Origin of the sequence: Acidovorax sp. sif0632 (genome assembly GCF_019218805.1) — a bacterium.
In the GTDB taxonomy this organism is placed as follows: domain Bacteria; phylum Pseudomonadota; class Gammaproteobacteria; order Burkholderiales; family Burkholderiaceae_C; genus Acidovorax; species Acidovorax facilis.
On the sequence record NZ_JAHUWW010000008.1, the window covers coordinates 79690 to 104315 of the forward strand.

The 24626-nt window shown below is 66.8% G+C and carries 25 protein-coding genes; 14 read left to right on the forward strand and 11 right to left on the reverse strand.

The features are described 5' to 3' along the window. The first annotated feature begins 35 nt into the window (after positions 1–35). The gene (locus KW832_RS21810) at positions 36–2285 is read left to right on the forward strand and encodes a protein-disulfide reductase DsbD (protein WP_218301557.1); all 2250 of its coding nucleotides are present in this window, start codon (positions 36–38) and stop codon (positions 2283–2285) included. 46 nt (positions 2286–2331) lie between these two features. After that, on the forward strand, positions 2332–2946 hold the full coding sequence (locus tag KW832_RS21815) for a thioredoxin family protein (protein ID WP_218301556.1): 615 nt from the start codon (positions 2332–2334) through the stop codon (positions 2944–2946). Between the two features lie 9 nt (positions 2947–2955). Here KW832_RS21815 and KW832_RS21820 read toward each other — a convergent pair whose 3' ends face one another. Beyond that, positions 2956–3306: an MliC family protein gene (locus tag KW832_RS21820; protein WP_218301555.1), complete on the reverse strand. Its 351-nt coding sequence runs from the start codon at positions 3304–3306 to the stop codon at positions 2956–2958. 105 nt (positions 3307–3411) lie between these two features. Here KW832_RS21820 and KW832_RS21825 point away from each other — a divergent pair, with 105 nt between their 5' ends. Continuing rightward, positions 3412–3927: a CoA-binding protein gene (locus KW832_RS21825; RefSeq protein WP_218301554.1), complete on the forward strand. Its 516-nt coding sequence runs from the start codon at positions 3412–3414 to the stop codon at positions 3925–3927. 88 nt (positions 3928–4015) lie between these two features. After that, the gene (locus KW832_RS21830; RefSeq protein WP_218301553.1) at positions 4016–5341 is read left to right on the forward strand and encodes an O-acetylhomoserine aminocarboxypropyltransferase/cysteine synthase family protein; all 1326 of its coding nucleotides are present in this window, start codon (positions 4016–4018) and stop codon (positions 5339–5341) included. On the opposite strand, the gene KW832_RS21835 is transcribed toward KW832_RS21830, so the two are convergent. Continuing rightward, the gene (locus tag KW832_RS21835) at positions 5338–5793 is read right to left on the reverse strand and encodes an isoprenylcysteine carboxylmethyltransferase family protein (RefSeq protein ID WP_218301552.1); all 456 of its coding nucleotides are present in this window, start codon (positions 5791–5793) and stop codon (positions 5338–5340) included. The two genes, KW832_RS21830 and KW832_RS21835, sit on opposite strands and share 4 nt — an antisense overlap. A gap of 90 nt (positions 5794–5883) precedes the next feature. On the opposite strand from KW832_RS21835, the gene KW832_RS21840 reads away from it, so the two are divergent. Further along, positions 5884–6477, forward strand: coding sequence for a Crp/Fnr family transcriptional regulator (locus tag KW832_RS21840; RefSeq protein ID WP_218301551.1), 594 nt, complete (start codon positions 5884–5886; stop codon positions 6475–6477). 7 nt (positions 6478–6484) lie between these two features. On the opposite strand, the gene KW832_RS21845 is transcribed toward KW832_RS21840, so the two are convergent. Beyond that, complete coding sequence (locus KW832_RS21845) at positions 6485–7297, reverse strand: IclR family transcriptional regulator (protein ID WP_218301550.1); 813 nt, start codon at positions 7295–7297, stop codon at positions 6485–6487. A 142-nt stretch (positions 7298–7439) separates the two neighbouring features. Between KW832_RS21845 and KW832_RS21850 the strand changes: the two genes are divergently transcribed. The 4 genes from KW832_RS21850 to KW832_RS21865 all read left to right on the forward strand — a co-directional run bounded on the left by KW832_RS21850 (position 7440) and on the right by KW832_RS21865 (position 11426). After that, positions 7440–8399 carry an MBL fold metallo-hydrolase gene (locus KW832_RS21850; protein ID WP_218301549.1) on the forward strand — a complete coding sequence of 320 codons (960 nt, stop codon included), beginning with the start codon at positions 7440–7442 and terminating at the stop codon, positions 8397–8399. A 27-nt stretch (positions 8400–8426) separates the two neighbouring features. Beyond that, positions 8427–10079 carry an FAD-dependent oxidoreductase gene (locus KW832_RS21855; RefSeq protein WP_218301548.1) on the forward strand — a complete coding sequence of 551 codons (1653 nt, stop codon included), beginning with the start codon at positions 8427–8429 and terminating at the stop codon, positions 10077–10079. A 26-nt stretch (positions 10080–10105) separates the two neighbouring features. Further along, a complete protein-coding gene (locus KW832_RS21860; RefSeq protein ID WP_218301547.1) occupies positions 10106–10363 on the forward strand; it encodes a DUF2783 domain-containing protein in 258 nt (85 codons plus the stop codon). A 94-nt stretch (positions 10364–10457) separates the two neighbouring features. Continuing rightward, the gene (locus KW832_RS21865; RefSeq protein ID WP_218301546.1) at positions 10458–11426 is read left to right on the forward strand and encodes a tripartite tricarboxylate transporter substrate binding protein; all 969 of its coding nucleotides are present in this window, start codon (positions 10458–10460) and stop codon (positions 11424–11426) included. A gap of 108 nt (positions 11427–11534) precedes the next feature. Here KW832_RS21865 and KW832_RS21870 read toward each other — a convergent pair whose 3' ends face one another. After that, on the reverse strand, positions 11535–12077 hold the full coding sequence (locus KW832_RS21870; protein ID WP_218301545.1) for a DUF2062 domain-containing protein: 543 nt from the start codon (positions 12075–12077) through the stop codon (positions 11535–11537). A gap of 17 nt (positions 12078–12094) precedes the next feature. After that, positions 12095–13075 carry a TerC family protein gene (locus KW832_RS21875; RefSeq protein WP_218301544.1) on the reverse strand — a complete coding sequence of 327 codons (981 nt, stop codon included), beginning with the start codon at positions 13073–13075 and terminating at the stop codon, positions 12095–12097. Between the two features lie 151 nt (positions 13076–13226). Between KW832_RS21875 and KW832_RS21880 the strand changes: the two genes are divergently transcribed. After that, entirely contained in the window at positions 13227–14129 is a 903-nt protein-coding gene (locus tag KW832_RS21880) for a LysR family transcriptional regulator (protein ID WP_218301543.1), read from the forward strand. A gap of 75 nt (positions 14130–14204) precedes the next feature. Here KW832_RS21880 and KW832_RS21885 read toward each other — a convergent pair whose 3' ends face one another. The 4 genes from KW832_RS21885 to KW832_RS21900 all read right to left on the reverse strand — a co-directional run bounded on the left by KW832_RS21885 (position 14205) and on the right by KW832_RS21900 (position 18530). Next, complete coding sequence (locus KW832_RS21885) at positions 14205–14933, reverse strand: alpha/beta hydrolase (RefSeq protein WP_218301542.1); 729 nt, start codon at positions 14931–14933, stop codon at positions 14205–14207. A 262-nt stretch (positions 14934–15195) separates the two neighbouring features. Next, complete coding sequence (locus tag KW832_RS21890) at positions 15196–16167, reverse strand: helix-turn-helix domain-containing protein (protein WP_218301541.1); 972 nt, start codon at positions 16165–16167, stop codon at positions 15196–15198. A gap of 84 nt (positions 16168–16251) precedes the next feature. Beyond that, the gene (locus tag KW832_RS21895; RefSeq protein ID WP_218301540.1) at positions 16252–17580 is read right to left on the reverse strand and encodes a sulfatase; all 1329 of its coding nucleotides are present in this window, start codon (positions 17578–17580) and stop codon (positions 16252–16254) included. Beyond that, complete coding sequence (locus tag KW832_RS21900; RefSeq protein ID WP_218301539.1) at positions 17577–18530, reverse strand: Bug family tripartite tricarboxylate transporter substrate binding protein; 954 nt, start codon at positions 18528–18530, stop codon at positions 17577–17579. The genes KW832_RS21895 and KW832_RS21900 overlap by 4 nt, the downstream gene beginning before the upstream one ends. 117 nt (positions 18531–18647) lie before the next feature. Here KW832_RS21900 and KW832_RS21905 point away from each other — a divergent pair, with 117 nt between their 5' ends. Continuing rightward, positions 18648–19217, forward strand: coding sequence for a MarR family winged helix-turn-helix transcriptional regulator (locus tag KW832_RS21905; protein WP_218301538.1), 570 nt, complete (start codon positions 18648–18650; stop codon positions 19215–19217). A gap of 49 nt (positions 19218–19266) precedes the next feature. Here KW832_RS21905 and KW832_RS21910 read toward each other — a convergent pair whose 3' ends face one another. Continuing rightward, on the reverse strand, positions 19267–19854 hold the full coding sequence (locus KW832_RS21910) for a hypothetical protein (protein ID WP_218301537.1): 588 nt from the start codon (positions 19852–19854) through the stop codon (positions 19267–19269). 227 nt (positions 19855–20081) lie between these two features. Between KW832_RS21910 and KW832_RS21915 the strand changes: the two genes are divergently transcribed. From KW832_RS21915 to KW832_RS21925, 3 genes are all read left to right on the forward strand, one after another. Further along, on the forward strand, positions 20082–21665 hold the full coding sequence (locus KW832_RS21915; protein ID WP_055398942.1) for an MFS transporter: 1584 nt from the start codon (positions 20082–20084) through the stop codon (positions 21663–21665). A 154-nt stretch (positions 21666–21819) separates the two neighbouring features. Further along, positions 21820–22932: a uroporphyrinogen decarboxylase gene (gene hemE, locus KW832_RS21920; protein WP_218301536.1), complete on the forward strand. Its 1113-nt coding sequence runs from the start codon at positions 21820–21822 to the stop codon at positions 22930–22932. A 58-nt stretch (positions 22933–22990) separates the two neighbouring features. Beyond that, positions 22991–23869 carry a helix-turn-helix transcriptional regulator gene (locus tag KW832_RS21925; protein WP_255577899.1) on the forward strand — a complete coding sequence of 293 codons (879 nt, stop codon included), beginning with the start codon at positions 22991–22993 and terminating at the stop codon, positions 23867–23869. Between the two features lie 26 nt (positions 23870–23895). On the opposite strand, the gene KW832_RS21930 is transcribed toward KW832_RS21925, so the two are convergent. Beyond that, positions 23896–24357 carry an NADH-quinone oxidoreductase subunit B family protein gene (locus tag KW832_RS21930; protein WP_369801366.1) on the reverse strand — a complete coding sequence of 154 codons (462 nt, stop codon included), beginning with the start codon at positions 24355–24357 and terminating at the stop codon, positions 23896–23898. Positions 24358–24626 lie beyond the last annotated feature (269 nt).

The following is a 24626-nucleotide window of genomic DNA, read 5'->3' on the forward strand; positions in this document are numbered from 1 at the left end:
AACCAAACCCGCCCTGCCAGCTCCCACACTGCACCATGCCTTCACGCCCGCTTTACCGCCTCGCAGTTACTCTGTTTTTGATAGCTGCAAGCGCTTTATGGACGGGCGCAAACGCCCAATTTAGCCCCAAAACCAGCGGACAGGGCACCAGCGTGGTCACCACGCCCTATGTGCGGGCCGAGTTGCTGGCCCATGCGCCCCAGGGCGTGGCGCCCGGCCAGCCGCTGTGGCTGGGCCTCTCGATCACCCACCAGCCCGAGTGGCACACCTACTGGAAGAACCCTGGCGATTCTGGCCTGCCCACCGACCTGGCCTGGACGCTGCCAGCCGGTCTGGACGCGGGCGAGATCGCCTGGCCCCTGCCCAAGAAGATCCCCATCGGCACGCTGGCCAACTATGGCTACGAAGGCACGGTGCTGCTGCCCGTACCCGTCACCGTGGCCAGCAGTTTTGCCCCCAGCCCGTTGGCCAAGGACGCAACGATCAAGCTGCGCGCCTCCTGGCTGGTGTGCCGCAAGGAGTGCATTCCCGAAGAAGGCGAATTCACGCTGCAGTTGCCCATCCAGAGCACCACGGCGCTCAACGGCGCTGCCTTTGAGGCGGCCGCCAAGGCCCAGCCCCAACCCGTGCTGGCAGGCACCAACGGCATCGTGCCGGACAGCCAGGCGCAGATTGCCGACGGCAACCTGCTGAACGTGAGCGTTCAGGGCCTGCCCGTGGCGCTGCGTGGCAAGACACTGGACCTGTTCCCCGAAACCGCCGAAGTCATCGACAACGCCGCGCAGTGGAAGCAGGCCTGGAACGGCAGCGTGTGGACCGCGCAGATTCCCCTGTCTGCCCAGCGCAGCGCCAGCCCCAGCCTGATGCCCGTGGTGCTGGCCGAGCAGTCGCCCGCACATGCCACTGGCCCCGACACGCGCACCGGCTACCGCGCAGAGCTGAAGGTGCTGGGCACCTGGCCGCCGGTTGCATCCATGGCGGCCGTATCGCCCGCGCTGGAGGCCGCGCTCAAGGCCAACGCGGCGCAGGCAGGCGGCGCTGCAACCTCGGCTGCGGGCTCGGGTGCCTCTTCCCTCACCCTCACCGCTGCGCTGCTGGGCGCCTTGCTCGGGGGCCTCATCCTCAACCTCATGCCCTGCGTGTTTCCGGTGCTGGCGATCAAGGTGGTGGGCTTTACCCAGCATGCGCAAGACCGGCGCGCGCACCGCGTGAGCGGCATCGCCTACACGGCGGGCGTGGTGCTGTCGTTCATGCTGCTCGGCGCGCTCATGCTGGGCCTGCGCGCGGCGGGCGAGGCAGTGGGCTGGGGCTTTCAGCTGCAGTCCCCCGCCGTGGTGGCATCGCTGGCGGCGCTGTTCACGCTGATCGCGCTGAACCTCGCGGGCGTGTTCGAGTTCGGGCATTTCCTGCCGTCCTCGGTGGCCAGCCTGCAGGCCCGCCACCCGGTGGCCGACAGTTTTCTCACCGGCGTGCTGGCCGTGGCCGTGGCCTCGCCGTGCACGGCGCCGTTCATGGGCGCATCCCTGGGCCTGACCGCCACGCTGCCCGCGCCCCAGGCGCTGGCCGTGTTTGCGGCGCTGGGCCTGGGGCTGGCGCTGCCGTATCTGGCGGCCAGCTTTGTGCCCGCCGTGGCGCGCGCCCTGCCACGCCCCGGCGCGTGGATGGACACCTTCCGCAAGCTCATGGCCTTCCCCATGCTGGCCACTGTCGTCTGGCTGGTGTGGGTGCTGGGCCAGCAAAGCGGCATCGATGGCGCGGGGGCGCTGCTGATCCTGCTGGTGGGCCTGTCGCTGGTGGTGTGGGCCCTGTCGCTGGCCGGGCGTGCGCGCGTGTGGATGGCCACGGTGTCCATCGCGGCCATGTCCTTGCTGGTCTGGGCCTTTGCGCCCCACATCACGCACATTCCTACCGCGCAGGCCGCCACACCGTCCACGCAGGCCTCGGCCACCGGCTGGCAGCCCTGGGCACCCGGCGCGGCCGAGCAGATCGTGGCCACGGGTCGCCCCGTGTTTGTGGACTTCACCGCCGCCTGGTGTGTGACCTGCCAGTACAACAAGAAGACCACGCTGGCCAACGCCGATGTGCTGGCCGACCTGCAGACCAAGAACGTCGCCCTGCTGCGTGCTGACTGGACGCGCCGCGACCCCGCCATCACCGCCGCCCTGGCGTCACTGGGCCGCAGCGGTGTGCCGGTGTACGTGTTCTACCGCCCCGGCAAACCGCCGGTGGTGCTGACCGAGGTGCTCAGCGTGGACGAGGTGCGCGCCACCATCGCCCAGCTGTAGCCCCCCCTGCTTTCGACCACCCGCCAACCCTTCAGGAGACCCTGCCATGAAGCTGCTTCGCCGTACGTTGATCGCCACCGCCGCCCTGGTTGCCCTGGGCGCCCAGGCCGCCGCCACCGTGGGCCAGCCCGCACCCGACTTCACGCTCAAGGACACGTCGGGCAAAACCATGCGCCTGTCGGACTTCAAAGGCAAACACGTGGTGCTGGAGTGGACCAACCCCGGCTGCCCCTTCGTGCGCAAGCACTACGACAGCGGCAACATGCCCGCCACGCAGAAAGACGCCACCGGCCAAGGCGTGGTGTGGCTGTCCATCAACTCCACCGAAAAAGCCAGCAGCGACTACCTGGAACCCGCCAAGCTGATGGCCTGGAAGCAGGAGCGCAAGGCCACCCCCACCGCCCTGCTGATGGACGAGGAAGGCACCGTGGGCAAGAGCTACGGCGCCCGCACCACGCCACACCTGTACATCGTCAACCCGCAGGGCGTGCTGGCGTATGCAGGCGGTATCGACAGCATCCCTTCGGCGCGCCCGGCTGACATCGAGAAGGCCACCAACTATGTGAAGGTGGGGCTGGCAGAAACGCTGGCTGGCAAGCCGATTTCGGCGGCCACGACGCAGCCTTACGGCTGCAGCATCAAGTACAAATCGGCCAGCTGAAAAAGAACTTCAGCGCGCCACGCAGTTCACCCGCAGAGCGCGCGGACTGTGGAAGTACATGGTGTTGCCCTTGCCACGGATGTAGGTGCCGCCATCGCCGTATCCAAAACCCGACGCCACGCGCTCAGGCTGCAGCGGCACGGTGCGGCCATTCATTTCCAGCAACGCAGGGCCATCGGGCTGGGCGGGCCAGTGCACCACCATCATGGGGCCACGGTCACAGGCGTAGATCGTGACGCGCTGGACCTTGGGCACATCGGGGGCACGGGGCGGTGTGCAGGCGCTCAGGGCAAAGGTGGACAAGACAACAGCCGTGGCGACAAGGCCAGTGGTGCGGCGGGCGCGTGGTGGGTTCTGCACGGGATCTCCTCGGATTCTGGGTCGGTGCCACCGTGTTGATGGCAGTGTGGGTGGACAACGCGGGGGTCTGGCGCCGCAGCGGTTCGCCCCCATACACTGCCATGTATGAAACGCACGCCCGACACCATCAGCACCCTGCGCGATATTCTGACGCACTGCCGCACCCTTGCGGTGGTGGGACTGTCGCCCCAATGGCACAGACCCAGCTATTTCGCGGCCAAGTACATGCAGGCACATGGCTACCGCATCGTGCCGGTGAATCCGCTCGTCGCGCGCGAGGGCGGGCAGATCCTGGGCGAAACCGCCTACGCCAGCGTGACCGAAGCCGCTGCCGCGCTGGCGGCGCAGGGGCAGAAGATCGACATGGTGGACTGCTTTCGCAAAAGTGAGGACATCCCGCCGCTGGCCGATGAAGCCATCGCCATCGGCGCAAAGTACCTGTGGCTGCAACTGGGGGTGTTCAACGAAGCGGCCAGGCAACGCGCCGAGGCCGCCGGGCTGCAGGTGATCGAAAACCGCTGCGTGAAGATCGAGCACGCGCGGCTGTTTGGCGGCCTGGGCTGGATGGGCGTGAACACACGGGTCATCAGCGCCAAGCGCCTGCGGCAGCTGCCTTACTAGCCAATTCGCAGCCAAGCTCAAAGCTATTAAATTCATAGCTATTAGCGCTTATCCATAAAGCGCTAGCAGCCAATTTCCTCAAAATCCCATGTCCTCAGCCCCCTCCAATGGCGCCGACCGCGAGTTCGGCTTTGGCACCCGCGCCATCCACGCCGGCGCCCAGCCCGACCCCGTGACTGGCGCACGCGCCACGCCCATCCACCAGACGACGAGCTTTGTGTTCGACAACGCCGAGCACGCCAGCAGCCTGTTCAACCTGCAGACCTTTGGCAACGTCTACAGCCGCATCAGCAACCCCACGGTGGCGGTGTTCGAGGAGCGCATTGCGAGCCTCGAAAACGGCCGTGCCGCACTGGCCTGTGCCAGCGGCATGGCCGCGCAGATGGCGGCGCTGCTGGCCATCCTGAAGACCGGGGACCACATCGTGGCGGCCAGCACGCTGTATGGCGGCACGGTGGGGCAGCTGGGCGTGGGCTTCGCGCGCTTAGGGATAGATACCACCTTTGTGGACCCGGCCGACCCCGAGAACTTTGCCCGTGCCATGCGCCCCAACACCCGCGCCGTGTATGGCGAAACCATCGGCAACCCGCTGGTCAACGTGCTTGACATCGCGGCCGTGGCCGAGGTGGCGCATGCCCACGGCGTGCCGCTCGTCATCGACAACACGGTGGCCAGCCCCTACCTGTGCAACCCCTTGCAGCTCGGCGCCGACATCGTGGTGCACAGCGCCACCAAGTACATCGGCGGCCACGGCACCACCATGGGCGGCGTGGTGGTGGAGGGTGGCAAGTTTCCGTGGGACAACGGCAAGTTCCCCGAGATGGTGGAGCCCAGCCGCGCCTACCACGGCGTGAAGTTCTACGAGACCTTTGGCGACTTTGGCTACACCATGAAGGCGCGCATGGAGGTCAACCGCACCTTCGGCGGCGTGCTCTCGCCCATGAACGCGTGGCAACTGTTGCAGGGCGCCGAGACGCTGCACCTGCGCATGCGCGAGCACTGCCGCAATGCGCTGGCCGTGGCGAAGTTTTTGCAGAGCCACCCACAGGTGGCGTGGGTCAACTACCCCGGTCTGGCGGATTCGCCGTACTACGATCTGGCGCAAAAGCAGTTTCGTGCTGTGGACGGGGCGCCGGGCGCCTCGGGCATCCTCACGTTCGGCGTGAAGGGGGGCGCTGCGGCGGGCGAGAAGTTCATCGACGCCTGCGAGTTCCTGAGCCACCTCGCCAACATCGGCGACGCCAAGACGCTGGTGATCCACCCCGCATCGACCACCCACCGCCAACTGAGCGAAAAAGAGCTGGCCCGCGCTGGCGTGAGCGCGGACATGGTGCGGCTGTCGGTGGGGATTGAAGACCTGGACGACATCCTGTGGGACGTTGACCAGGCACTGGCGCGCTCTCAAGGAGCCTAGATCCAGCGCCGCACATCCCGGCAGTAGTCCTCGTACTGGCGTCCAAAACGGGCCGCCAGCTTGCGCTCTTCGAGCGGGATGTACCAGCACTGCGCGAGCACAAAAAACTGCAACACCAGCAACCACGGCGACAAAGTGCCCAGCGCCAGCGCCACACCCGCCAGGGCCAGCAGCATGCCCAGGTACATGGGGTTGCGCGTGTGTGCAAACAGGCCTGCTGTGGTGAGCGTGCCGGGCTCGCCAAAGGTGTTGATGTTGGTGCCGATGCGCTTGAACAGGCGAGCATGCCACTGGGCCATGGCCAGGCCCGCCAGCACCAGCACACCCCCCGCCCACCAGGCCAGCACGCGCCCATCGGCGGGCAGCACGGCCACGGGCCAGGTGCGCTGCAAAATCACCATCGCACCGACCGACGCAAACCAGACCACAGGGGGCAGCAGCAAACGTTGCATTCCAACTTCTCCTTGCACAATCAAGACATGGCCCGCAGTCTGCCGATGGCGTGCTGTGCTGGCGATAACCTGGGTTAACGGAGTCCTCTTTTGCCGACCTTTTCTCATTCCACCCACACGGTGCTGGAGCAACTGGCACAGGCCCCGCTGCCCGAGTGGGAGGCTCTGGACCGCGCCACCACGGTGCGGCAGCTGCGGCCGGGCGAGGTGCTGTTCCACGCGGGCGAGGCGCAGCCCCGGGTGTTTGTGGTGAACCAAGGACTCATCAAGATGGTGTACGAGACGGCCGTAGGTGACGCCTGGGTCAAGGGGTTTGTGCCGGCCGGCATGTGTTTTGCCAGCCTCACGGCACTGCAGCCGGGCGGCGTTACCAGCTACACCGCCCTGGCGGAAGGCGGGCCCTGCACGGTGGAGCAGATCGACCATGCCGCGCTGGAAGCGCTGGCCGCGCGCCACATGGGGTGGCAACGCGCGCTGAGCAATGCCTACCGCATGTACGGCCAGCGCAAGGAGCAGCGCGAGATGGAGTTGCTCACCCTGTCGCCCGAAGAGCGCTACCGGCGCTTTCTGCAGCAGCACCCGCAGATCGCCGCCCAGGTGCGCCAGCGCGACATTGCCAGCTATGTGCGCGTGACGCCGGTGGCGCTCAGCCGCATCAAGGCGCGCATATTGCGCGGCGGCTGACGGCGGCTCAGGGTTTGGTGCCCTGCGCGGCGCCCAGGCGCTGCGACAGGCTGCGCGCGGTGTCGCGCAGATGGCCTGCGGCAGCACTGCCCGGCCCCGTCTGCAGCGTGGCGCTGGGCCCTATCACCGCCAGGCACAACACCAGCTGCCCAAACCCGTCAAACACCGGCGTTGCCAGCGCGCTGATGCCGGGCAGGAGCTGGTCGGTCACCTCGCTGATCTGGTGCTGGCGCACCGCCTCCAGTTCGGCCGCAAACGCGGGTTCATCCAGGGCCCCCGCAAACCCTTCGGCCGCCAGCGCAGCCGCAGCGCGCTCTCGCGGGCCGAAGGCTGCAAACACCTTGCCCGTGGCCGTGTGCCGCACCGAGGCCGTGGTGCCGTGGCGCATAGCCACGTACACGGCCGTGGGGCCTTCTTCCACCCGAATGATGGTGGGGCCGTTGTCGCCCCAGACCGAGGCCGACACGGTGTAGCCGATGCGCTGGGCCAGCGCGGGCAGCTCGGCAATGGCCAGGCGCACCGGGTCCACCTGCTGCAGGCTGATCAGGCCCAGCTGCATGGCCAAGGGGCCCAGGCCGTAGTGGCCGCTCACGGCGTCCTGCTCGATCAGGCCCAGCTTGCCAAAGCTCACCAGGTAGGGGTGGGCCTTGGCGGCCGTCATGTCGGCCGCACGGGCCAGGTCCTTGAGTGCCATGCGCCGGCCGGTGCGTGCCAGCACCTTTAGCAGCTGGCCGCCCACCTCCACGCTCTGAATGCCGCGCGGGCTGCGGGGCGTGTCTTCGTCGTCGGCGGAGGGCAGGTCGGGGATCGTGGTGGGCATGGGGCGATTGTCCACGCAGCGCAGCATCCATCTGCCCCTCGGGTTTACACCTAAACAAATGCGTTAGACATGAACGAATTTCTTGCCTAACATCAAAACATTCCGTTTAGATAAACGCATTCACCATTAACAAATTACCACCATGAGCACCGTCAAAACCTTTGCCTCCGCCGCCGACCTCGAAGTGAAGAAGGTGAGCTTCGACAAGCTCTCCGACCACGCCTATGCCTACACGGCCGAGGGCGACCCCAACACCGGCATCATCATTGGCGACGACGCGGTGATGGTCATCGACACCCAGGCCACGCCCGTGATGGCGCAGGACGTGATCCGCCGCATCCGCGAGGTGACGGACAAGCCCATCAAGTACGTGCTGCTCTCCCACTACCACGCGGTGCGCGTGCTGGGGGCCAGCGCTTACGGTGCCGAGCACATCATTGCCAGCGAGGACACGCGCGACCTGATCGTGGAGCGTGGCCAGTTCGACAAGGACAGCGAGATCGGCCGCTTTCCGCGCCTGTTCCAGAATGTGGAGAGCGTGCCGGACGGCCTGACCTGGCCGACCATGACCTTCAACAGGAAGATGACCCTGTGGCTGGGCAAGCTGGAGGTGCAGATCCTGCAACTGGGCCGGGGCCACACCAAGGGCGACACGGTGGCCTGGCTGCCGCAGGAAAAGATCCTGTTCAGCGGCGACCTGGTGGAGTTCGACGCCACGCCGTATGCGGGCGATGCGTATTTCCAGGACTGGCCGCAGACCCTGGACAACATCGCGGCGCTGAAGCCCGAGAAGCTGGTGCCCGGCCGGGGCGCCGCGCTGCAGACGCCCGAGCAGGTGCAGGCGGGCCTGGCGGGCACGCGCGCCTTCATCAGCGATCTGTACGAGAGCGTGAAGGCCAGCGCCGCCCAGGGCGAAGACCTGCGCAAGGTCTACGAAGCCACGTTCGCCAAGCTGCAGCCCAAGTACGGCCACTGGGTCATCTTCAACCACTGCATGCCGTTTGACGTGACCCGGGCGTACGACGAGGCCACGCAATACCCCGACCCACGCATCTGGACCGCCGAGCGTGACATTCAAATGTGGAAGGCTTTGGAAGGCTGAGCCGCCGAGGTTGGAGGAGACAAAAACATGAACCCCAGAGACATTCCCACCGAAGCCTTCCACGCCAACGGCGCCGAGGTGCAGGCCATCGACTTCGGCTATGTGCGCTCACCCGACCAGGACCGCGCCACGCCCGCACAGCACCCCATCGTGGTCATCGGCGCGGGCCCTGTGGGCCTGTCGCTGGCCATCGACCTGGCCCAGCGCGGGCAGCGTGTGGTGGTGCTGGACAACGACCACAAGCTCTCCATCGGCTCGCGCGCCATCTGCTTTGCCAAGCGCACGCTCGAAATCTGGGACCGCCTGGGCGTGGGCCAGCGCATGGTGGACAAGGGCGTGTCGTGGAACCTGGGCAAGGTGTTCCTCAAAGACGAGCAGCTGTACGAATTCAACCTGCTGCCCGAAGAAGGCCACGAGCGCCCCGCCTTCATCAACCTGCAGCAGTACTACGCCGAGGCCTACCTGGTGGAGCGCGCGCTGCAGTTGCCGGGCATCGACATCCGCTGGCACAACAAGGTCACTGCGGTGGAGAGCCGCGCGGACGGCGCGCTGCTGAGCATCGACACGCCCGAGGGCGCCTACCAGATGGATGCGCAATGGCTGGTGGCTTGCGACGGCGCACGCTCGCCCACGCGGCAGATGCTGGGACTGGAGAGCAAGGGGCGCATTTTTCAGGACCGCTTCCTGATCGCCGACGTGAAGCTGGCGGATGAGGCGAACTTCCCCACAGAGCGCTGGTTCTGGTTCGACCCACCCTTTCATCCCAACCAGAGCGTGCTGCTGCACCGCCAGCCCGACAACGTCTGGCGCATCGACTTCCAGCTGGGCTGGGACGCCGACCCCGAAGAAGAAAAAAAGCCCGAAAACATCATCCCGCGCGTGAAGGCGCTGCTGGGCGCGGATGCGCAGTTTGAGCTGGACTGGGCGAGCGTCTACACCTTTGCCTGCCTGCGCATGGACCAGTTCGTGCACGGCCGCGTCATCTTTGCGGGCGACAGCGCCCACGGCGTCTCGCCCTTCGGCGCACGCGGCGCCAACAGCGGCGTGCAGGACGCCGAGAACCTTGCCTGGAAGCTCGATTGGGTGCTCCGGGGCCGCGCGAGCCCCGCGCTGGTGGGCACGTATGGCCCCGAGCGTGAATACGCGGCCGATGAGAACCTGTGCAACTCCACCCGCGCCACCGACTTCATCACGCCCAAGAGCGATGTGAGCCGCCTGTTCCGCGACGCGGCACTGCATCTGGCGCGCGAACATGCGTTTGCAAGGCGCATCGTCAACAGCGGCCGCCTGTCGGTGCCCGCCACGCTGCACCAGTCGCCCCTGAACACGCCGGATACCGATCACTTCGCAGGCACCCAGGTGCCCGGTGCCGTGCTGCTGGACGCGCCCTTAACGAAGCAGGGCCAGCCCACCTGGCTGCTGCGCGAGCTGGGGCCGGACTTCACGCTGCTGGTGTTTGGCCCAGCCCCTGCGTGGGCGCGTGACCTGCCCGGTGTGAAGGTGCTGCAGATCGGCATCGACGTGATCGACCACCAGGCGCTGGCCGCCCAGCGGCTGGATGCGCTGCCGCGCACCGTGTACCTGGTGCGGCCCGACCAGCATGTGTGCGCCCGCTGGCGCACGCCCACCGAAGCGGCTGTGCGCAGCGCACTGGCCCGTGCCACGGCCGCAGCCGTCTGACCAGCAAGACGACAAGGAACATGCCCATGCTGAACACCCAACCGAACCTGCAGGCCTGCGACGACTTTTATGAAGCGCTGATTGCCGCGCACCATGGCCTGTCCACGCCCGAGAGCCACGCCATGAACGCACGCCTGGTGCTGCTGCTGGCCAACCACATCGGCGACCAGGCCACGCTGCAGCACGCGCTGCAACTGGCGCGCGGCAGTGCCGTGCCCACGTCCGACCGGCGCACCACCCCGGCGATCACGCCGGTGGTGCCCACCCACGCGGTGGTGGCCTAGCCTCACCTTTTTTACCCCACAGCTCCAACACCGCGCAGACGGTGCGGGGCCCAGGCTTTGCCTTCATTTTTTGACAACACCACGGAGACAACACATGCAGCGCAAACACTTCCTCGCCACCCTTGCCGGGTTGGCCCTGGCCACCACCCTCCCCCTGGCCCACGCCCAGGACACCAAACCGCTCGAATGGGTGGTGGGCTACGCGGCAGGTGGCGGCTCAGACATCGTGGCGCGCACGATTGCCGAATCCATGTCGGCCACGCTGGGCCGCCCCATCGTCATCAACAACAAACCCGGCGCGGGCACCAACATCGCGGCCGAGTACAGTGCGCGCAACAAGGACTTTGGCAACCTGATGTTCTCGGCCGACTTCGCCACGCTGGCGGCCAACCCGTTCTTGTTCAGCAAGCTCGCCTACAACGCCGAGAAGGACTTCCAACCCGTGGGCCTGCTGGTGCGCTTTCCGATGTTCCTGGTGGTGTCCAACAACGTGCCCGCCAAGAACCTCAAGGAATTCATGGCCTGGGCCAAGGGGCAGGCCGATGGCGTGAACTGGGCATCCGCCGGGCCGGGCAGCCCGCACCATCTGGTGGGCGAACTGTTCCGCGAGCAAAGCGGGCTCAAGCTCACGCATGTGCCGTATCGCGGCGCGGCTCCGGCGATCCAGGATGTGATTGGTGGTCAGGTGCCCGCGATGTGGATCGACAGCGCCACGGTGTACCCGTTTCTCAACGGCGGCAAGGTCAAGGCCATTGGTGTGGCCAGCCCGCAGCGCGTGACGACCATGCCCGATGTGCCCACGATGTCCGAACAGGGCCTGCAAGGGTTTGAAGGTTTTGCATGGCAGGGCCTGGTGGTGCCCGCGGGCGCATCGGCCGATGTGGCCGCGAGTTTCAGCAAGGCGCTGCAGACGGCCCTGGCCGACACACGCACCAAGGCCCGGCTGCAGGCCCTGGGTGTGGAACCCATGCCCGGCACGGCCGCCCAGATGGGCAGCTTTGCGCGTGCCGAGCGGGAAAAGTGGGGCCGAGTCATTACGAAGGTGGGCGTGAAACTCGATTAACTCCCTGAACGGCTGCGCCGTTTTCCCCTGGAGGGGACGCCACCCATGGCCTGGCAAAACCAGTTCCACGGTGGCGCTGACAAAAGCCACGCTCCTGTCGCAGGACGCTCAGCGGCTGCGTGCCAGCCGCCGCTTGCGCTGCAGGGCGGGCGCCAGCCACAAAAGTTGCACCGTGGCATAGCCCAGCGCCGCCATCACCAGGCCCAGCGTGGGCAGGCCCACCAGTAGCGGTGCGCCCAGGGCCTGCATCCAGGCGCCCAGCGCCTGCACCGAGAAGTCTCCGCCCGGCACCACGCTGCTCCACGCGGGCAAAGTCTGGGTGCCCGGCATCACCAACGCGCCCAGATAGAAGGCCAGTGCATACAGCGGTACGGTGGTGAGCGGATTGGTATAGAACGTGGCCACCCCGCCCGCCACGATGTTGCCGCGCAGCCAGGCGCAGACCAGCAGCGTGCCCGGAATCTGCAGCGGCCCGGGGATCAGCCCACAGAACAAGCCCGCCGCCACCCCGCGCGCCAGGGGCTGGCGCTGAAAGCGAAACAGCTCGCGCCGCTCCAGCCAGGGGCGCAGGCGGATGAGCCAGTCCCGGTCCAGGTGTGCGCGGGCGCGTGGCTCCAGGGCGCGCAGCCAGCGGCGCAATGAACAAAGCATCTGGCTTACCACTGCACTCAGTCCTTGCGCGGCAAGGCCGGAGCGCCATGGGCGCTTTCACCCGAGCTGCGCAGCGACAGGAAGATCGAGCCAGCAATCAGCGACGCCGTCACCAGCAGCGCATAGCCGATCGGGATCTTCACAAAGTCGATGAGCAGCATCTTGCCGCCGATGAACACGAGCACCAGCGCCAGGCCATAGGCCAGCAAGTGGAAACGGTTCGCCAGGTCAGCCAGCAGGAAGTACAGCGCACGCAGGCCCAGGATGGCGAAGATGTTGGCCGTGAGCACGATGAACGGGTCGCTGGTGATGGCGAAGATCGCCGGGATGCTGTCCACCGCAAAGATGATGTCGGTCGTGCCGATCAGGATCAGCACCACGAACAGCGGGGTGTAGTGCTTGACGCCATTGATCATGGTCGAGAGCTTCTCGCCATCGAACTGGTCGGTGATGCGAATGCGCTTCTTCAGGAACTTGAGCACCGGGTTGGTGGCGATGTCGGGCTCCTGCCCGGCGGCAAACCACATCTTCACACCCGTGACGACCAGGAACGCACCAAACACATACAGCAGCCAGTGGAAGGTGGCCAGCAGCCAGGCGCCTGCCAGGATCAGCAGCGTGCGCAGCACGATGGCACCGATGATGCCGATGATGAGCGCACGCTTCTGGTACTGCGGCGGCACCGCGAAGTAGCTGAACAGCATCAGGAAGACAAAGATGTTGTCCACCGACAGGCTCTTTTCGACCAGATAGCCGGTGATGAACTGCATCGAGACGGTGTTGGCAATCTCACGGCCCTGGCTTCCGTCCAGATACCACCACAGAATGGCCACGAACACAAACGCCAGTGAGAACCACAAAAGACTCCAGCGCGCTGCCTCGCCCATGGTGACCTTGTGCGCCCCCTGGCGCTCCATGACCAGCAGGTCAACGCCAATGGCGATGACCACGAAGACGGCAAATCCCACCCACATCCACCACGTTCCGATCGTTTCCATCAAGTTTCTCCAAAGATGCCCTCACACGCCCAGGCACGCTGGACGCCCAAGCCCCGGACTGTAGGGGCTGGGGTACTTCTTTAAAACCTGTGATCACAGTAGTATTGGTTCGGTTTTTACGAACCAACCGATTCATCCGAGAGGGATGCCCATGAGCCAGAGCTTCAACTACCGCCATCTTTTCTACTTCTGGGTGGTGGCCAAGGAGGGCGGTATCGCCCGCGCCGCCGAGCGGCTGGACATGGCCATGCAGACCATCAGCGCCCAGGTGCGGGAGCTTGAAAAGTCGCTGGGCGTGAGCCTGCTGCGCACCGAGGGCCGCAACCTGGTGCTCACCGACGCGGGCGTGGCCGCGCTGCACGAGGCCGACCACATCTTTGCGCTGGGCGAGCTGCTGCCCGTGCGCGTGCGCGAGGCCGCCAGCGGCCAGACGCTGCGGCTGAACCTGGGCATCTCCGACGGCATTGCCAAGCTGGCCGTGCACCGGCTGCTGACCCCCGTGCTGGACGAACCCCACCTGCGCCTGCTGTGCCACGAGGGCGAGTTCCAGCCCCTCTTGGGCGAGCTGGCGCTGCACAAGCTCGACGCGGTACTGGCCGACCGCGCCGCGCCGCCCAACCCGGCCCTGCGCACCACCAGCCAGCTGCTGGGCACGAGCGCCATCGCCTGGTACGCGCCGCCGCTGTGGGCCGAGGCGGCGGCCAACAACTTCCCCCACAGCCTGGCCGTGGTGCCCGTGCTGCTGCCCACCGACCACGCCGCCATGCGCGCGCGCATCGACCACTGGCTGGAACGCGAACGCATCCGTCCGCGCATCGCTGGGGAGTTTGAAGACAGCGCGCTGCTGAGCACCTTTGCCGCCACCGGCATGGGTGTGATGCCCGCGCCGGTGTCGCTGGGCGAGCACCTGGCACAGACCCACGGGCTGGTGCAGGTGGGTACCGCACCCGACGTGCAGGAGCAGTTCCACCTGATCTACAGCGCCCGCAAGGTGATGCACCCGCTGCTCACGCGGCTGCTGGAGGCGGGGAGCAGCGGATCACTCCTGAATTGATAGCAATCAGCGCTTACCCAGCAGGCGCAAGAGGCCAAAAGCCTTGTAGTCAGCGCAAAAAAGCTCTGGTTCCCTTCAGTCGCGCCCTGCCCGCTCGATGTGCAAGGCAGCCGATGCCGGGTCGGAAAAGCACAGCTCATGGCTGCCCGGGCACTCCACCAGGCGGAACAGGCCCAGCCGCTCCGACAGGCGCGGGTGCCAGGGCAGGCTGTGCGGCAGCGCAGTGTCCTGCTGCGCGTTGAGGTAGCTCTTGCCCACCTCCAGCGCGGCCAGCGGCACGGGCAGCTGCGCCGGTTCGGTGAAGGTGCGGTAGGGATGGGGGTTGAGCAGCGCGTAGGTGCTTTGCGCCAGGGCCTCGTCGGCATCGTTGATGAAGGCCTCGCGCCAGATGGGGTACGGCAGCATCACGGCATTGCCACTGCTGGCCGCCACCTGGTCGAACAGCGCGCGGTAATGCGGCGGCACCAGGTCATTCAGGCATTCGCCAGGCTGCGGCACGAAGGCGTTCCAGTACACCAGACGGCAGATGCGCCCAGGCAGACGCGCGGGCATGTGGCTGATGACCATGCCGCCGTAGCTGTGGCCCACCAGGCGCACGTCGGTCAGGCCCTGGCCTTCGATGAAGGCCGCCAGCGAATCCACCGCGTCGGCGAGACCCGTGGCCGCGCGGTCGTCGCCGGGGCGGTTGCCTGCCAGCGTGGGGCAATGCACGGTGTGGCCGCGCGCGCGCAGGTGGGTGGCGGTGGCTTCCATTTCGGCACCGGTGTGCCAGGCGCCATGGACCAGGACATAGGTATCCGGCATGTGTGTCTCCTTGGGGTTGTGTTGCAGGACTGGGCAATCCGCCCTGCCGCTACCTTAGAAACACCCGGTGGCACGGAATGGCCCGCGCGTGCCAGCCTGCTGTGCTGGATGTGCCAGAGCGCTCACCAACAGGCCAGCGCGGCCGTCTCAACGCTTGGCCTCATTCCGTTTCCAAATCATTCGTGTCTAGGCGCGAAGCCACAGACAGTGCTGTAGCACGGCAAGGCGAAGCAACAACGACACGGATGATTTGGAAACGGAATCAGCCGCCGCGCCGCCACTGCGCGGGCGACACGCCCATGGCGCGCTGGAAGGCGCGCGCGAAATGCGAAGGGTCCGCAAAGCCGCAGCGCCGCCCAATCTCGCCCACGGCCACATGGGCCAGCTGGGGGCGGCGCAGCAGCTCGCCTGCACGCGCCAGGCGCAGTTCGCGCAAGGTGCCCGCAAAGGTGTGGCCCTGCGCCGCAAAGGCCCGGTGCAGGGTGCGCAGCGACACGCCCGCCTCCTGCGCCAGCGCCGGGGCCGAGAGGCCCGGCTGGTCGATGCGCGCCTGCAGCAGCGCACACAGATGGGCATGCAGGCTGCGCGCCGCCGTGGGTGCCGGTGAAAGAGGCGGCTCCAGCGCAGCGCACAACAACGCGCCCAGGTGGTCGGACAGCAACGCAGGCGGCAGGGCCTGCGCCGAGGACGGGTCACGCGCCAGCTGCACGGTCAGCGCCCCCAGGCTCTGGCCCCAGCCCTGGTCGCGCCAGGCCACACGCGGCCCGGGCGCCTCGGCCTGCTGCAGCCACTGCCCCACCCAGGCGCGCGGAAGCTGCAGCGACACACAGTGCACGCCTTCAGGAAAGTGCAGTTCATAGGGCCGGGCCGAATCCAGCAGCACCACATCGCCCGGGCGCAGGTGGGCCACATGGCCGTCCTGGCGCACATGCCACGCGGTCTCGGCCTGGCCGATCAGGTAGAAAGGCAGCTGGCGGCTGCGCGCAATGCCTTCGGGCGTGCGAAACACATCCTGGGTGGAGGCCCGCACGCGGTTGATGGACAGCGTCTCCACCGGCAGGCTTTGCAGCTCCCCGCCAAACAGCGGCGCCTCGCGGGAGCTGCAGTCCATCTCCAGAAACGCCTCGCAGATCGCACCCACCCAGTAGTCCAGGCGCGCAGGCGGCGCCACCACGTCGGTGGTCCACTGGCGCAGAGCAGCGTTGGACGAAGGCGCAGGGGCAGCGGCAGGCATGGCGCCCAATCTACCGGCAAGCGTGCCGGGCAGGCAACAGGGCAAGCCCTCCCGCCCACACTCCTGACGACCTGCCCGCCATGCTCAGCGCTGCGGCATGTCCTTCACCGAGTACCCCAGGCTCACCGTGGCATCGTCAGGAATGGCGGGCATGGTCGCATTCCAGGCCTCCCACGCGGCGCGCATGGTCTGCAGGCGTTCGGGCTCCACAGGCGCGCGGTTGGCGCGCTCGCGTTCATCGTCGGCCAGGTTGAACAGGTAGTCGTTGCCATCCACGCGCAGGTACTTCCAAACGCCCTGGCGCATGGCGCGCTGGCCCCGGTGGTTCATGCGCCAGAACAGCGGGGGCTCGTCGATCACGTTGGCATCGCGCAGCAGCGACATCAGTGAGCGGCCGTCCAGTGGGTAGTCCACATGCGCGCGGGCCCCTGCGGCGTCTAGCATGGTGGCCGACCAGTCCATGGTCATGCAGGTCTGCGCGCTCACGCCGCCGGGGGCGATCACCGCAGGCCAGTGGGCAATCCAGGGCACGCGGATGCCGCCTTCGGTCAGGTCCATCTTGCCGCCCACCAGGGGCCAGCTGTCCGAAAAGCGCTCGCCGCCGTTGTCGCTGGTGAAAACGACCAGCGTGTCGCGATCGATGCCATGGCGCTGCAGCGCGGCCATGATGCGGCCGATGCCCTCGTCCATGTGGTGGATCATGCGGCGGTAGGTCTCGATGTTGCCGCCGTGCAGATGGAACAGGTTGCCCTTGACCTCCGCTGCCAGCGCCTCGTCGTCGCGGGTCTCCCACGGCCAGTGGGGCGCGGTGTAGTGCAGGCTCAAGAAGAACGGCATACCCGCCTGCGCGCCCGGCGCCATGCGTGCTACGTAGTCGAGCGCGTGGTCGGTGATGAGGTCGGTGAGGTAGCCGTCCTGCTGCTTTTCTTCTTCGCCCAGGTACAGGTCGTGCGTGCCGTTGGAGCTGCAGTGGGTGAAGTAGTCCACCCCGCCCGACATGGGCCCGAAGAACTCTTCGTAGCCCGAGCGCAGCGGCCCGAACGCGGGCGGGTAGCCCAGGTGCCATTTGCCCATCAGCGCCGTGCGGTAACCCGAAGCGCGCAGCAGCGACGGCAGTGTGGGGTGCTCGGACGGCAGGCCCAGCGTGGTGCTGCCCCGGCTTTTGCTGTTGATGGGTTCCTCGGCCGCGCCGCGCAGGCGGTACTGGTAGCGCGCGGTCATCAGCGCAAAACGCGTGGGTGAGCAGACGGGGGAATTGGAGTAGCCCTGCGTGAGCTTGAGACCGTTGGCCGCCAGTTGGTCGAGCACCGGAGACACCGGGCCAAACGCCGCGTCGCGCCCGCCGTAGCAGCCCAGGTCGGCATAGCCGAGGTCGTCGGCGACGATGAAGATGATGTTCGGGCGGGTGGTCATGGTTTGAAGCCCGAGCGCTGCACGACCGGCGCCCATTGCGCGCGGTAGGCCTTGAGCATGGCTTCGGTCTGCGCCATGGTCGCCACCACGGGCTCCATCTTGGCGGTCTCGAACTTGCGCTGGGTATCCGGGTCTTTCATCACCTCATGGATCAGACCGGCTAGGCGCTCGGCCTGCGCTTTGGGCATGCCCATGGGCGCAAAGAAGGTGTTCCATCCGGTCGCAGCCAGGTCCAAACCGCTTTCCTTGAAGGTGGGGATCTTTCCATCCAGCGCGCTGCGCTTGGCACCCGACACCGCCAGGATGCGGATCTTGCCCGCTTCGTGCTGGGGCAGCAGGGTGTCAAACGTGTCGAACGCCACGGGCACCTGGCCGCCGAGCAGGTCGTTGAGCAGCGGCGCCGAGCCCCGGTAGCCCACCACCTCGGCGCGCACCTTGGCCGCGTCGCCCACCATCAGGCCAAAAAAGTGCGGCAGGCTCCCGGTGGCGGGCACGCCGAAGTTGGCCTTGTCGGGGTTGGCGCGCAGCCAGGCCATGAGGTGTGGCAGTTCTTTCACCGGCACGGCGCTGCCCACGGCCACGCCGAACTCGTAGCTGTTGACATGGCTCACGGGGCGGAAGTCGCGCTCGGGGTCGTAGCCCGCATCGGGGAACACCAGGGGCGCCACCAGCATCACGGCCGGGTTGGCCAGCAGCAGCGTGGGCTGGTGGGTGGGCGCGGCTTTGACGGCCTGTGCCGAGAGCCGGCCGCCCGCGCCGGTCTTGTTCTCCACGATGACGGGCGTGCCCAGTTTGCTGCCCAGCTTGTCAGCCACGATGCGGGCCACGCGGTCGGTAGAGCCGCCGGGGGCGTAGCCCACCACGATGCGCAGCGGGGCTTCCTGCGCTTGCGTGATGGAGGCGGCCAGGGCCAGCGCTATGGCCAGTACAGAAGAAAGGGGTTTGCGCATCGTCGAAAAGTCTCCATGGACAATTGCAGGGCCCTGCACCATCGCGCAGGTTGATGGGCGCACTGTATTGGCCACACAATCGATTGATCTAATCAACTATTGCACGGAAATACCCTGATGTCCGCGCCCACCCCGGCACCCCCAGGCCCCGCCGAGCCGGGCCACCGCCTGACCCATCCGGAAGCGGCCAACGACCTGTTGATGTACCGCCTGAACCGACTGCTGGCCGTCGCGGGCAGCTTGGTGGTGCGGCTGTGCGAAGGGGGCTACGGCATCACGCGGCGCGAGTGGGGGCTGCTGATGATGCTGGCGCAGCACCCGGGCATGCCCCCGGCCGAGCTGGCCCAGCGGCTGGGGCTGGACCGGTCGCGCACGTCACGCGCCATCACGTCGCTACTGGCCAAAAAGCTGCTCACCCGCGATGCGATGCCGGGCGACCGGCGCCAAGCGGTGCTATCGCTCACCCCGGCGGGGCAGGCGCTGCACGATCAGCTGTTCCCCCAGGTGAAGGCGCTTAACCAGGAACTGCTGGCGGGCCTGAACACGGGCACGGTTCAGGCCCTGGACCACGCGCTGGCCGATATGCAAAAACGGGCGGAAGCCCTGGTGGCAAGCCGCACCGATGTGCCGCGCACTTACCGGTTGCGCGGGGGCCGGAACACCTCGCGAACAGACCAAGACTGGTGACGGCAGCGCCACCAGCGGTACTTCCCAAACCCCCTGGAATCGCAGATTCCTATTTTTCAGTATTTGCCTGAATGTCCATGAGCTGGTTCAAGTCAGCTCGCAGCATTCCATTTGGATCCACAGCGGCATCGTTTGCTGAAGATCGGATTCCTGCCGCCGTAATGGCCGCCGTGACGTCGGTAAAAGAAATTTGAACCTGATAAAGGTTTCCATCATTTGCATACTCCTTGGTGAAAGCACAAACAGCCTCCCCGGGGTCTGCAAAATAAATGACTGCCGCGTCAGTAGCCCGATTAGGAATCCGCATAAAGCTGGAATACAAGGATGCCGGCACAGGGGTTCGTGCTGAACCGTTGACGTAGTACTCCTCCTCCCAGTCGTCGTTTTGCATCACATAGTTGTATTTCAGCGAGCTGACTCTGAGCATCGGATCACGCCCATTACCCGTCGATTCGGCAAAGATATACAGCACTTTGGTCCCACGGTACGACGGCCCATCGTATCCAGCTATAGTGCAAGCGATGGCTTCCAGATTGGTTGCAGAATGAACTCCGGTCGCGCTGATATTTTTAAGATCTGCGTGTGCAAATCCAGTCACGCAAATAAACCCCAAAGAAATAATGCTATTTTTCAACATACCCTCTCCTCCGTCGGTGAATTGACCTAGGCTTGCCACTGCTTTATACAAATAGCTACAACACGCACAAATACTAACAAATGCCCACCTCAGCGTCATCCCCCGTTTTGGGGATTGACTGCACAGGGCCGCACCCAACGGCGGGACGCGTTGGCAAAGGTCGCAGCGGTGAGCGTGGCTGCTCCAGTGCATTCCTTCTGGTCCGCCTTTTTCTTTGCCCACACGCCATGTCATCACCCCCGACCTCTTTGTGGAGCCCCCTGCGCCAACCCGCTTTCCGAGGCCTGTGGATCTGCGGTGGCATCTTTTTTGTGGGCAGCGGCATGCAGACCATGGCCGCTGCGTGGCTCATGGTGGAGCTGACGGGCTCGTCGTTCCTGGCGGCGCTGGTACAGACGGCCGTGTTTTTGCCCATGTTTTTGCTGGCCCTGCCTGCCGGTGTACTTGCCGACACCACCGACCGGCGCAGGCTGATATCGGGCGCGCTGATGGCACAGGTGGGCGCCTGTGCACTGCTCACGCTGCTGGTGCTGGGCGGCTGGGGCGGGCCTGCGTCGGTGCTGTTTCTGGTGTTTGTGTGTGGCTGCTGCACGGCGGTGCTGACGCCTGCGTGGAACTCATCCGTCATCGACCCGGTTCCGCGCGACGAGTGGCCCCAGGCCATCACCGCCGTGAGCATCGCCTACAACGCCGCACGCGCCGTGGGGCCCACGCTGGCCGGGCTGGTGTTTGCGCAGCTGGGTGCGGGCTGGGTGTTTGCCGTCACGGTGACCACAACGCTGGTGATGTGGGAGTCCATCCGCCGCTGGCCGCCCAAGGCACACCCGCCGTCCAAGCTGCCCGCCGAGCGCCTATGGGGCGGCACGCTCAGTGGCCTGCGTTTTGCCTGGCACTCACGCATCATCCTGGCGCAGCTGGTGCGCGTGATGGCGTTCAGCGCGGCAGGCTCGGCACTGTGGGCGCTGCTGCCGGTGATTGCGCAGCGCCAGCTGGGCACCGGTGCGCAGGGTTTCGGGCTGCTGATGGGTTGTCTGGGCACGGGTGCCGTGGCCGTGGGCCTGGTGCTGGGGCGGCTGCGCGCGCGCTTTGGCATGGAGGTCATCGTAGGCGTGGGCGGCGTGGTGTTTGCTGCCGCCATGCTGGTGGCAGCGCTGACCAAGGTGGCGTGGGTGGTTTACATCGCCATGCTGTTTGCGGGCGCGGCGTGGATGTCGGCGATGTCCACCTTCAACACCGCCACGCAGGCCAGTGCCCCTCAGTGGGTGCGATCCCGCGCCGTGGCCATGCACATGGTGGCCGCGCTGGGCGCGTTTGCCATGGGCTCGGCATTCTGGGGCGCCGCATCCGACATCGTGGGCCTGGCTCCCACGCTGTACGTGGCCGCAGCGCTCATGGGTGTGGGGCTGCTGCTGGCACGCCCCATGCCGCTGCGCATGGGTGGGCTGCACGAAGTGACACAGGCCACACCGTGGGATGAGCTCTTCATCGAGGCCGAGCCCCTGCCCGAGGCCGGCCCCGTGGCCGTGGAGGTGGGCTACCGCATTGCGCCCGGCACCGATGCAGCCTTCCTCGACACCATCAGCCGCATGAAGGCCCCACGCAGGCGCGACGGCGCCACCTTCTGGCGCGTGTACAAGGACCTGGGTGAACCCTCGCGGTACGTGGAGCGCTTCATCGTTGAATCCTGGGCCGACTACCTGCACCAGCGCGCACGCGCCACCATGGCCGACCAGGCGCTGGAAACCGAAGTGCGGGCGTTTTTGGCGCCCGGGGAAACTGTCCGCATGTCGCACTACATCGCAGAACGGTGAAGCCCCCCTGAGCGGCTGCGCCGGTTCCCCCGGGAGGGGGACGCCACCCCTGGACCGGCGAAGCCGGTTCCGCGTGCGCCCTGGCTTGATGCGCATCAATTTCTGCCGCCAGGCCGGGTGCCGAGGCTGGCAGTCGGCCTGCGACAATCGCAGGATGACCTTCGCCCCCCTTGCCAACGACACCTTCCTGCGTGCCTGCCGCCGCCAGGCCACCGACTACACGCCCCTGTGGCTCATGCGCCAGGCGGGGCGCTATCTGCCGGAGTACAAGGCCACGCGCGCCCAGGCCGGCAGCTTCATGGGCCTGGCCACCAATGTGGACTACGCCACTGAAGTGACCCTGCAGCCGCTGGAGCGTTTTCCGCTCGATGCGGCCATCCTGTTCAGCGACATCCTCACCGTGCCTGACGCCATGGGCCTGGGCCTGTCGTTTGCCGAGGGCGAAGGCCCGCGCTTTGCCAAAGTGGTGCGCGACGAAGCCGCCGTGGCCGAGCTGGCCGTGCCCGACATGGACAAGCTGCGCTACGTGTTCGACGCGGTCACCAGCATCCGCAAGGCCCTGAACGGCCGCGTGCCGTTGATCGGTTTTTCGGGCAGCCCCTGGACACTGGCCTGTTACATGGTCGAAGGCAAGGGCAGCGATGACTACCGCCTCGTCAAGAGCCTGATGTACAGCCGCTCCGACCTGATGCACCGCATCCTGGCCATCAACGCCGACAGCGTGGCCGCGTACCTGAACGCCCAGATCGACGCCGGAGCCCAGGCCGTGATGATTTTTGACAGCTGGGGCGGCGTGCTGGCCGACGGCGCGTTCCAGGAGTTCAGCCTGGCCTACACCACGCGCGTGCTGGCGCAATTGAAGCGCACCGGCGTGGACGGCACCGACGTGCCGCGCATCGTCTTCACCAAGGGCGGCGGCATCTGGCTGGAAGACATGAAGGACATCGACTGCGAGGTGCTGGGCCTGGACTGGACGGCCAACCTGGGCAAGGCCCGCGCCATCGTGGGCGGCCAGCCAGGAGGCCCGGGCAAGGCGCTGCAGGGCAACATCGACCCCAACGTGCTGTTTGCGCCGCCCGCGCAGATCGTGCAACAGGTGCACAAAGTGCTCGACAGCTTCGGCAAACCCCACACCGACCGCAGCACCACCGGCCCCACCCACATCTTCAACCTGGGCCACGGCATCAGCCAGTTCACACCGCCCGAGCATGTGGCGGCGCTGGTAGAGGCGGTGCACAGCCACTCGCGCGCGCAGCGCCAGGGCTGATCCCCCGGGCGAGGGCTCCAGACCGCGCGGCGCACCCGGCAGGGACCAGGTGATGGCAATGGAACAGCCCGTACCGCAGCCAGCGGAGTCCCCCACCGGCCCGCAGGCGCTGCCCGCCTCGGCCCTGCAAGCCCCACCCGGCGCGCTCGCGGACTGCGTGCGCGCCTTTTTCTGGCGCGACCTGGGCCGCCAGCCGCCCCACACCCTGGCGGACACGCGCGTGCCGCCCAGCCCCTACCCGGGCATCATCTGGCTCACGCGGGGCACGGCCCAGCTCGTGGAATGTACGGGTACGGCCACGGCAGCGGCCATGCCGGCCATCACGCTGTCGGGCGCCCACCGCCATCCTTACCACTCGGTCTCTTCCCGCGATGGCGATTCGTTCTGCCTGGCGTTCCAGCCCGGCGCGCTGGGGCTGCTGACCGGGCAGGACCTGGCGCCGCTGACCGACCGCATCACGGACGCGGTGACCTGGTTGCCCGAGGAGTGGCACCCATTCCTGGCAGCCGTCCACGCGGCGCCCGACCATGGTGCGCGCAAGGCGCTGTGTGTGGCCTTCCTCACCCCGCGCTGGGGCGCCGTGGCAGACCGGCACGCCGCCTGGCTGCAGGTGTTGCAACGCGACTGGCAGCGCGGCGCACGCCAGGTCCTGGCCACCACGCTCGGCTGGACGCCCCGGCACCTGCAGCGCCGCACACGGCAACTGGTGGGCCTGCGGCCTGGCGAGATCGAGCGCATGCTGCGGGCCGAACATGCCCTGCTGGCCATGCGCGACGGCGATGCGGGTGCGCTGGATGCAGCGCTGCTCCACGGCTACGCCGACCAGGCACACTTCAGCCGCGAGGCGCGCAGCCTTTTCGAACGCCCTCCTGCCGCACTCAAGGCCCACACCCAGCAGCCGGGTGACGATGCCGACTGGCTGCTGCGGCGCAGTTGAAGGGGCCGCCGCGCTTTGCGACCGCTTTACCGCTGGATCACACGGGGGCGCTTGATCTTGGCCTGCAACTGCAGGATGCCGTAGAGCAGCGCCTCGGCCGTGGGCGGGCAACCGGGCACATAGACATCCACCGGCACGATGCGGTCGCAGCCGCGCACCACCGAATAGCTGTAGTGGTAGTACCCGCCGCCGTTGGCGCAAGACCCCATCGAGACCACATAGCGCGGCTCGGGCATCTGGTCATAGACCTTGCGGATGGCGGGCGCCATCTTGTTCGTCAGCGTGCCGGCCACGATCATCAGGTCGCTATGGCGTGGGCTGGAGCGCGGAATGATGCCGAACTGGTCCAGGTCGTAGCGCGCCATGGCGGCGTGCATCATCTCGACGGCACAGCAGGCCAGGCCAAAGGTCATGAACCACAGGCTGTTGGCGCGTGCGGCCTGCACCACATCGTCCAGCCGGGCAAGCACAAAACCATCGCGCTCCATGGAGGGAGCTATTGCAAGGGAAGGAGAAGAGTTGTTAGCCATGGCCGAATCGTCGCCACGCGGGCCCACGCCGTCTTGAAGCAAAGCGACATCGGCCTACATCACCGGAGACCTGCGACGACACCAGCCCCACCGCACAGCGCCCCAGCAGGCCCTGCGACAATCCTTAGAACCTGTTCAAGATCTTCAGGTGCCGGCGAGCCCGCTTCCAAGGCGAACTTATGCACAAAATTGGAGCATCCACCGGCCCCGAGCCACTGGAGGTGGCA

Coding starts and splice junctions, on each gene's coding strand:
- KW832_RS21810 (WP_218301557.1), top strand. CDS start 36: ATGCCTTCACGCCCGCTTTACCGCCTCGCAGTTACTCTGTTTTTGATA.
- KW832_RS21815 (WP_218301556.1), top strand. CDS start 2,332: ATGAAGCTGCTTCGCCGTACGTTGATCGCCACCGCCGCCCTGGTTGCC.
- KW832_RS21825 (WP_218301554.1), top strand. CDS start 3,412: ATGAAACGCACGCCCGACACCATCAGCACCCTGCGCGATATTCTGACG.
- KW832_RS21830 (WP_218301553.1), top strand. CDS start 4,016: ATGTCCTCAGCCCCCTCCAATGGCGCCGACCGCGAGTTCGGCTTTGGC.
- KW832_RS21835 (WP_218301552.1), bottom strand. CDS start 5,793: ATGCAACGTTTGCTGCTGCCCCCTGTGGTCTGGTTTGCGTCGGTCGGT.
- KW832_RS21845 (WP_218301550.1), bottom strand. CDS start 7,297: ATGCCCACCACGATCCCCGACCTGCCCTCCGCCGACGACGAAGACACG.
- KW832_RS21850 (WP_218301549.1), top strand. CDS start 7,440: ATGAGCACCGTCAAAACCTTTGCCTCCGCCGCCGACCTCGAAGTGAAG.
- KW832_RS21855 (WP_218301548.1), top strand. CDS start 8,427: ATGAACCCCAGAGACATTCCCACCGAAGCCTTCCACGCCAACGGCGCC.
- KW832_RS21860 (WP_218301547.1), top strand. CDS start 10,106: ATGCTGAACACCCAACCGAACCTGCAGGCCTGCGACGACTTTTATGAA.
- KW832_RS21865 (WP_218301546.1), top strand. CDS start 10,458: ATGCAGCGCAAACACTTCCTCGCCACCCTTGCCGGGTTGGCCCTGGCC.
- KW832_RS21870 (WP_218301545.1), bottom strand. CDS start 12,077: ATGCTTTGTTCATTGCGCCGCTGGCTGCGCGCCCTGGAGCCACGCGCC.
- KW832_RS21875 (WP_218301544.1), bottom strand. CDS start 13,075: ATGGAAACGATCGGAACGTGGTGGATGTGGGTGGGATTTGCCGTCTTC.
- KW832_RS21880 (WP_218301543.1), top strand. CDS start 13,227: ATGAGCCAGAGCTTCAACTACCGCCATCTTTTCTACTTCTGGGTGGTG.
- KW832_RS21885 (WP_218301542.1), bottom strand. CDS start 14,933: ATGCCGGATACCTATGTCCTGGTCCATGGCGCCTGGCACACCGGTGCC.
- KW832_RS21890 (WP_218301541.1), bottom strand. CDS start 16,167: ATGCCTGCCGCTGCCCCTGCGCCTTCGTCCAACGCTGCTCTGCGCCAG.
- KW832_RS21895 (WP_218301540.1), bottom strand. CDS start 17,580: ATGACCACCCGCCCGAACATCATCTTCATCGTCGCCGACGACCTCGGC.
- KW832_RS21900 (WP_218301539.1), bottom strand. CDS start 18,530: ATGCGCAAACCCCTTTCTTCTGTACTGGCCATAGCGCTGGCCCTGGCC.
- KW832_RS21905 (WP_218301538.1), top strand. CDS start 18,648: ATGTCCGCGCCCACCCCGGCACCCCCAGGCCCCGCCGAGCCGGGCCAC.
- KW832_RS21910 (WP_218301537.1), bottom strand. CDS start 19,854: ATGTTGAAAAATAGCATTATTTCTTTGGGGTTTATTTGCGTGACTGGA.
- KW832_RS21915 (WP_055398942.1), top strand. CDS start 20,082: ATGTCATCACCCCCGACCTCTTTGTGGAGCCCCCTGCGCCAACCCGCT.
- hemE (WP_218301536.1), top strand. CDS start 21,820: ATGACCTTCGCCCCCCTTGCCAACGACACCTTCCTGCGTGCCTGCCGC.
- KW832_RS21925 (WP_255577899.1), top strand. CDS start 22,991: ATGGAACAGCCCGTACCGCAGCCAGCGGAGTCCCCCACCGGCCCGCAG.
- KW832_RS21930 (WP_369801366.1), bottom strand. CDS start 24,357: ATGGAGCGCGATGGTTTTGTGCTTGCCCGGCTGGACGATGTGGTGCAG.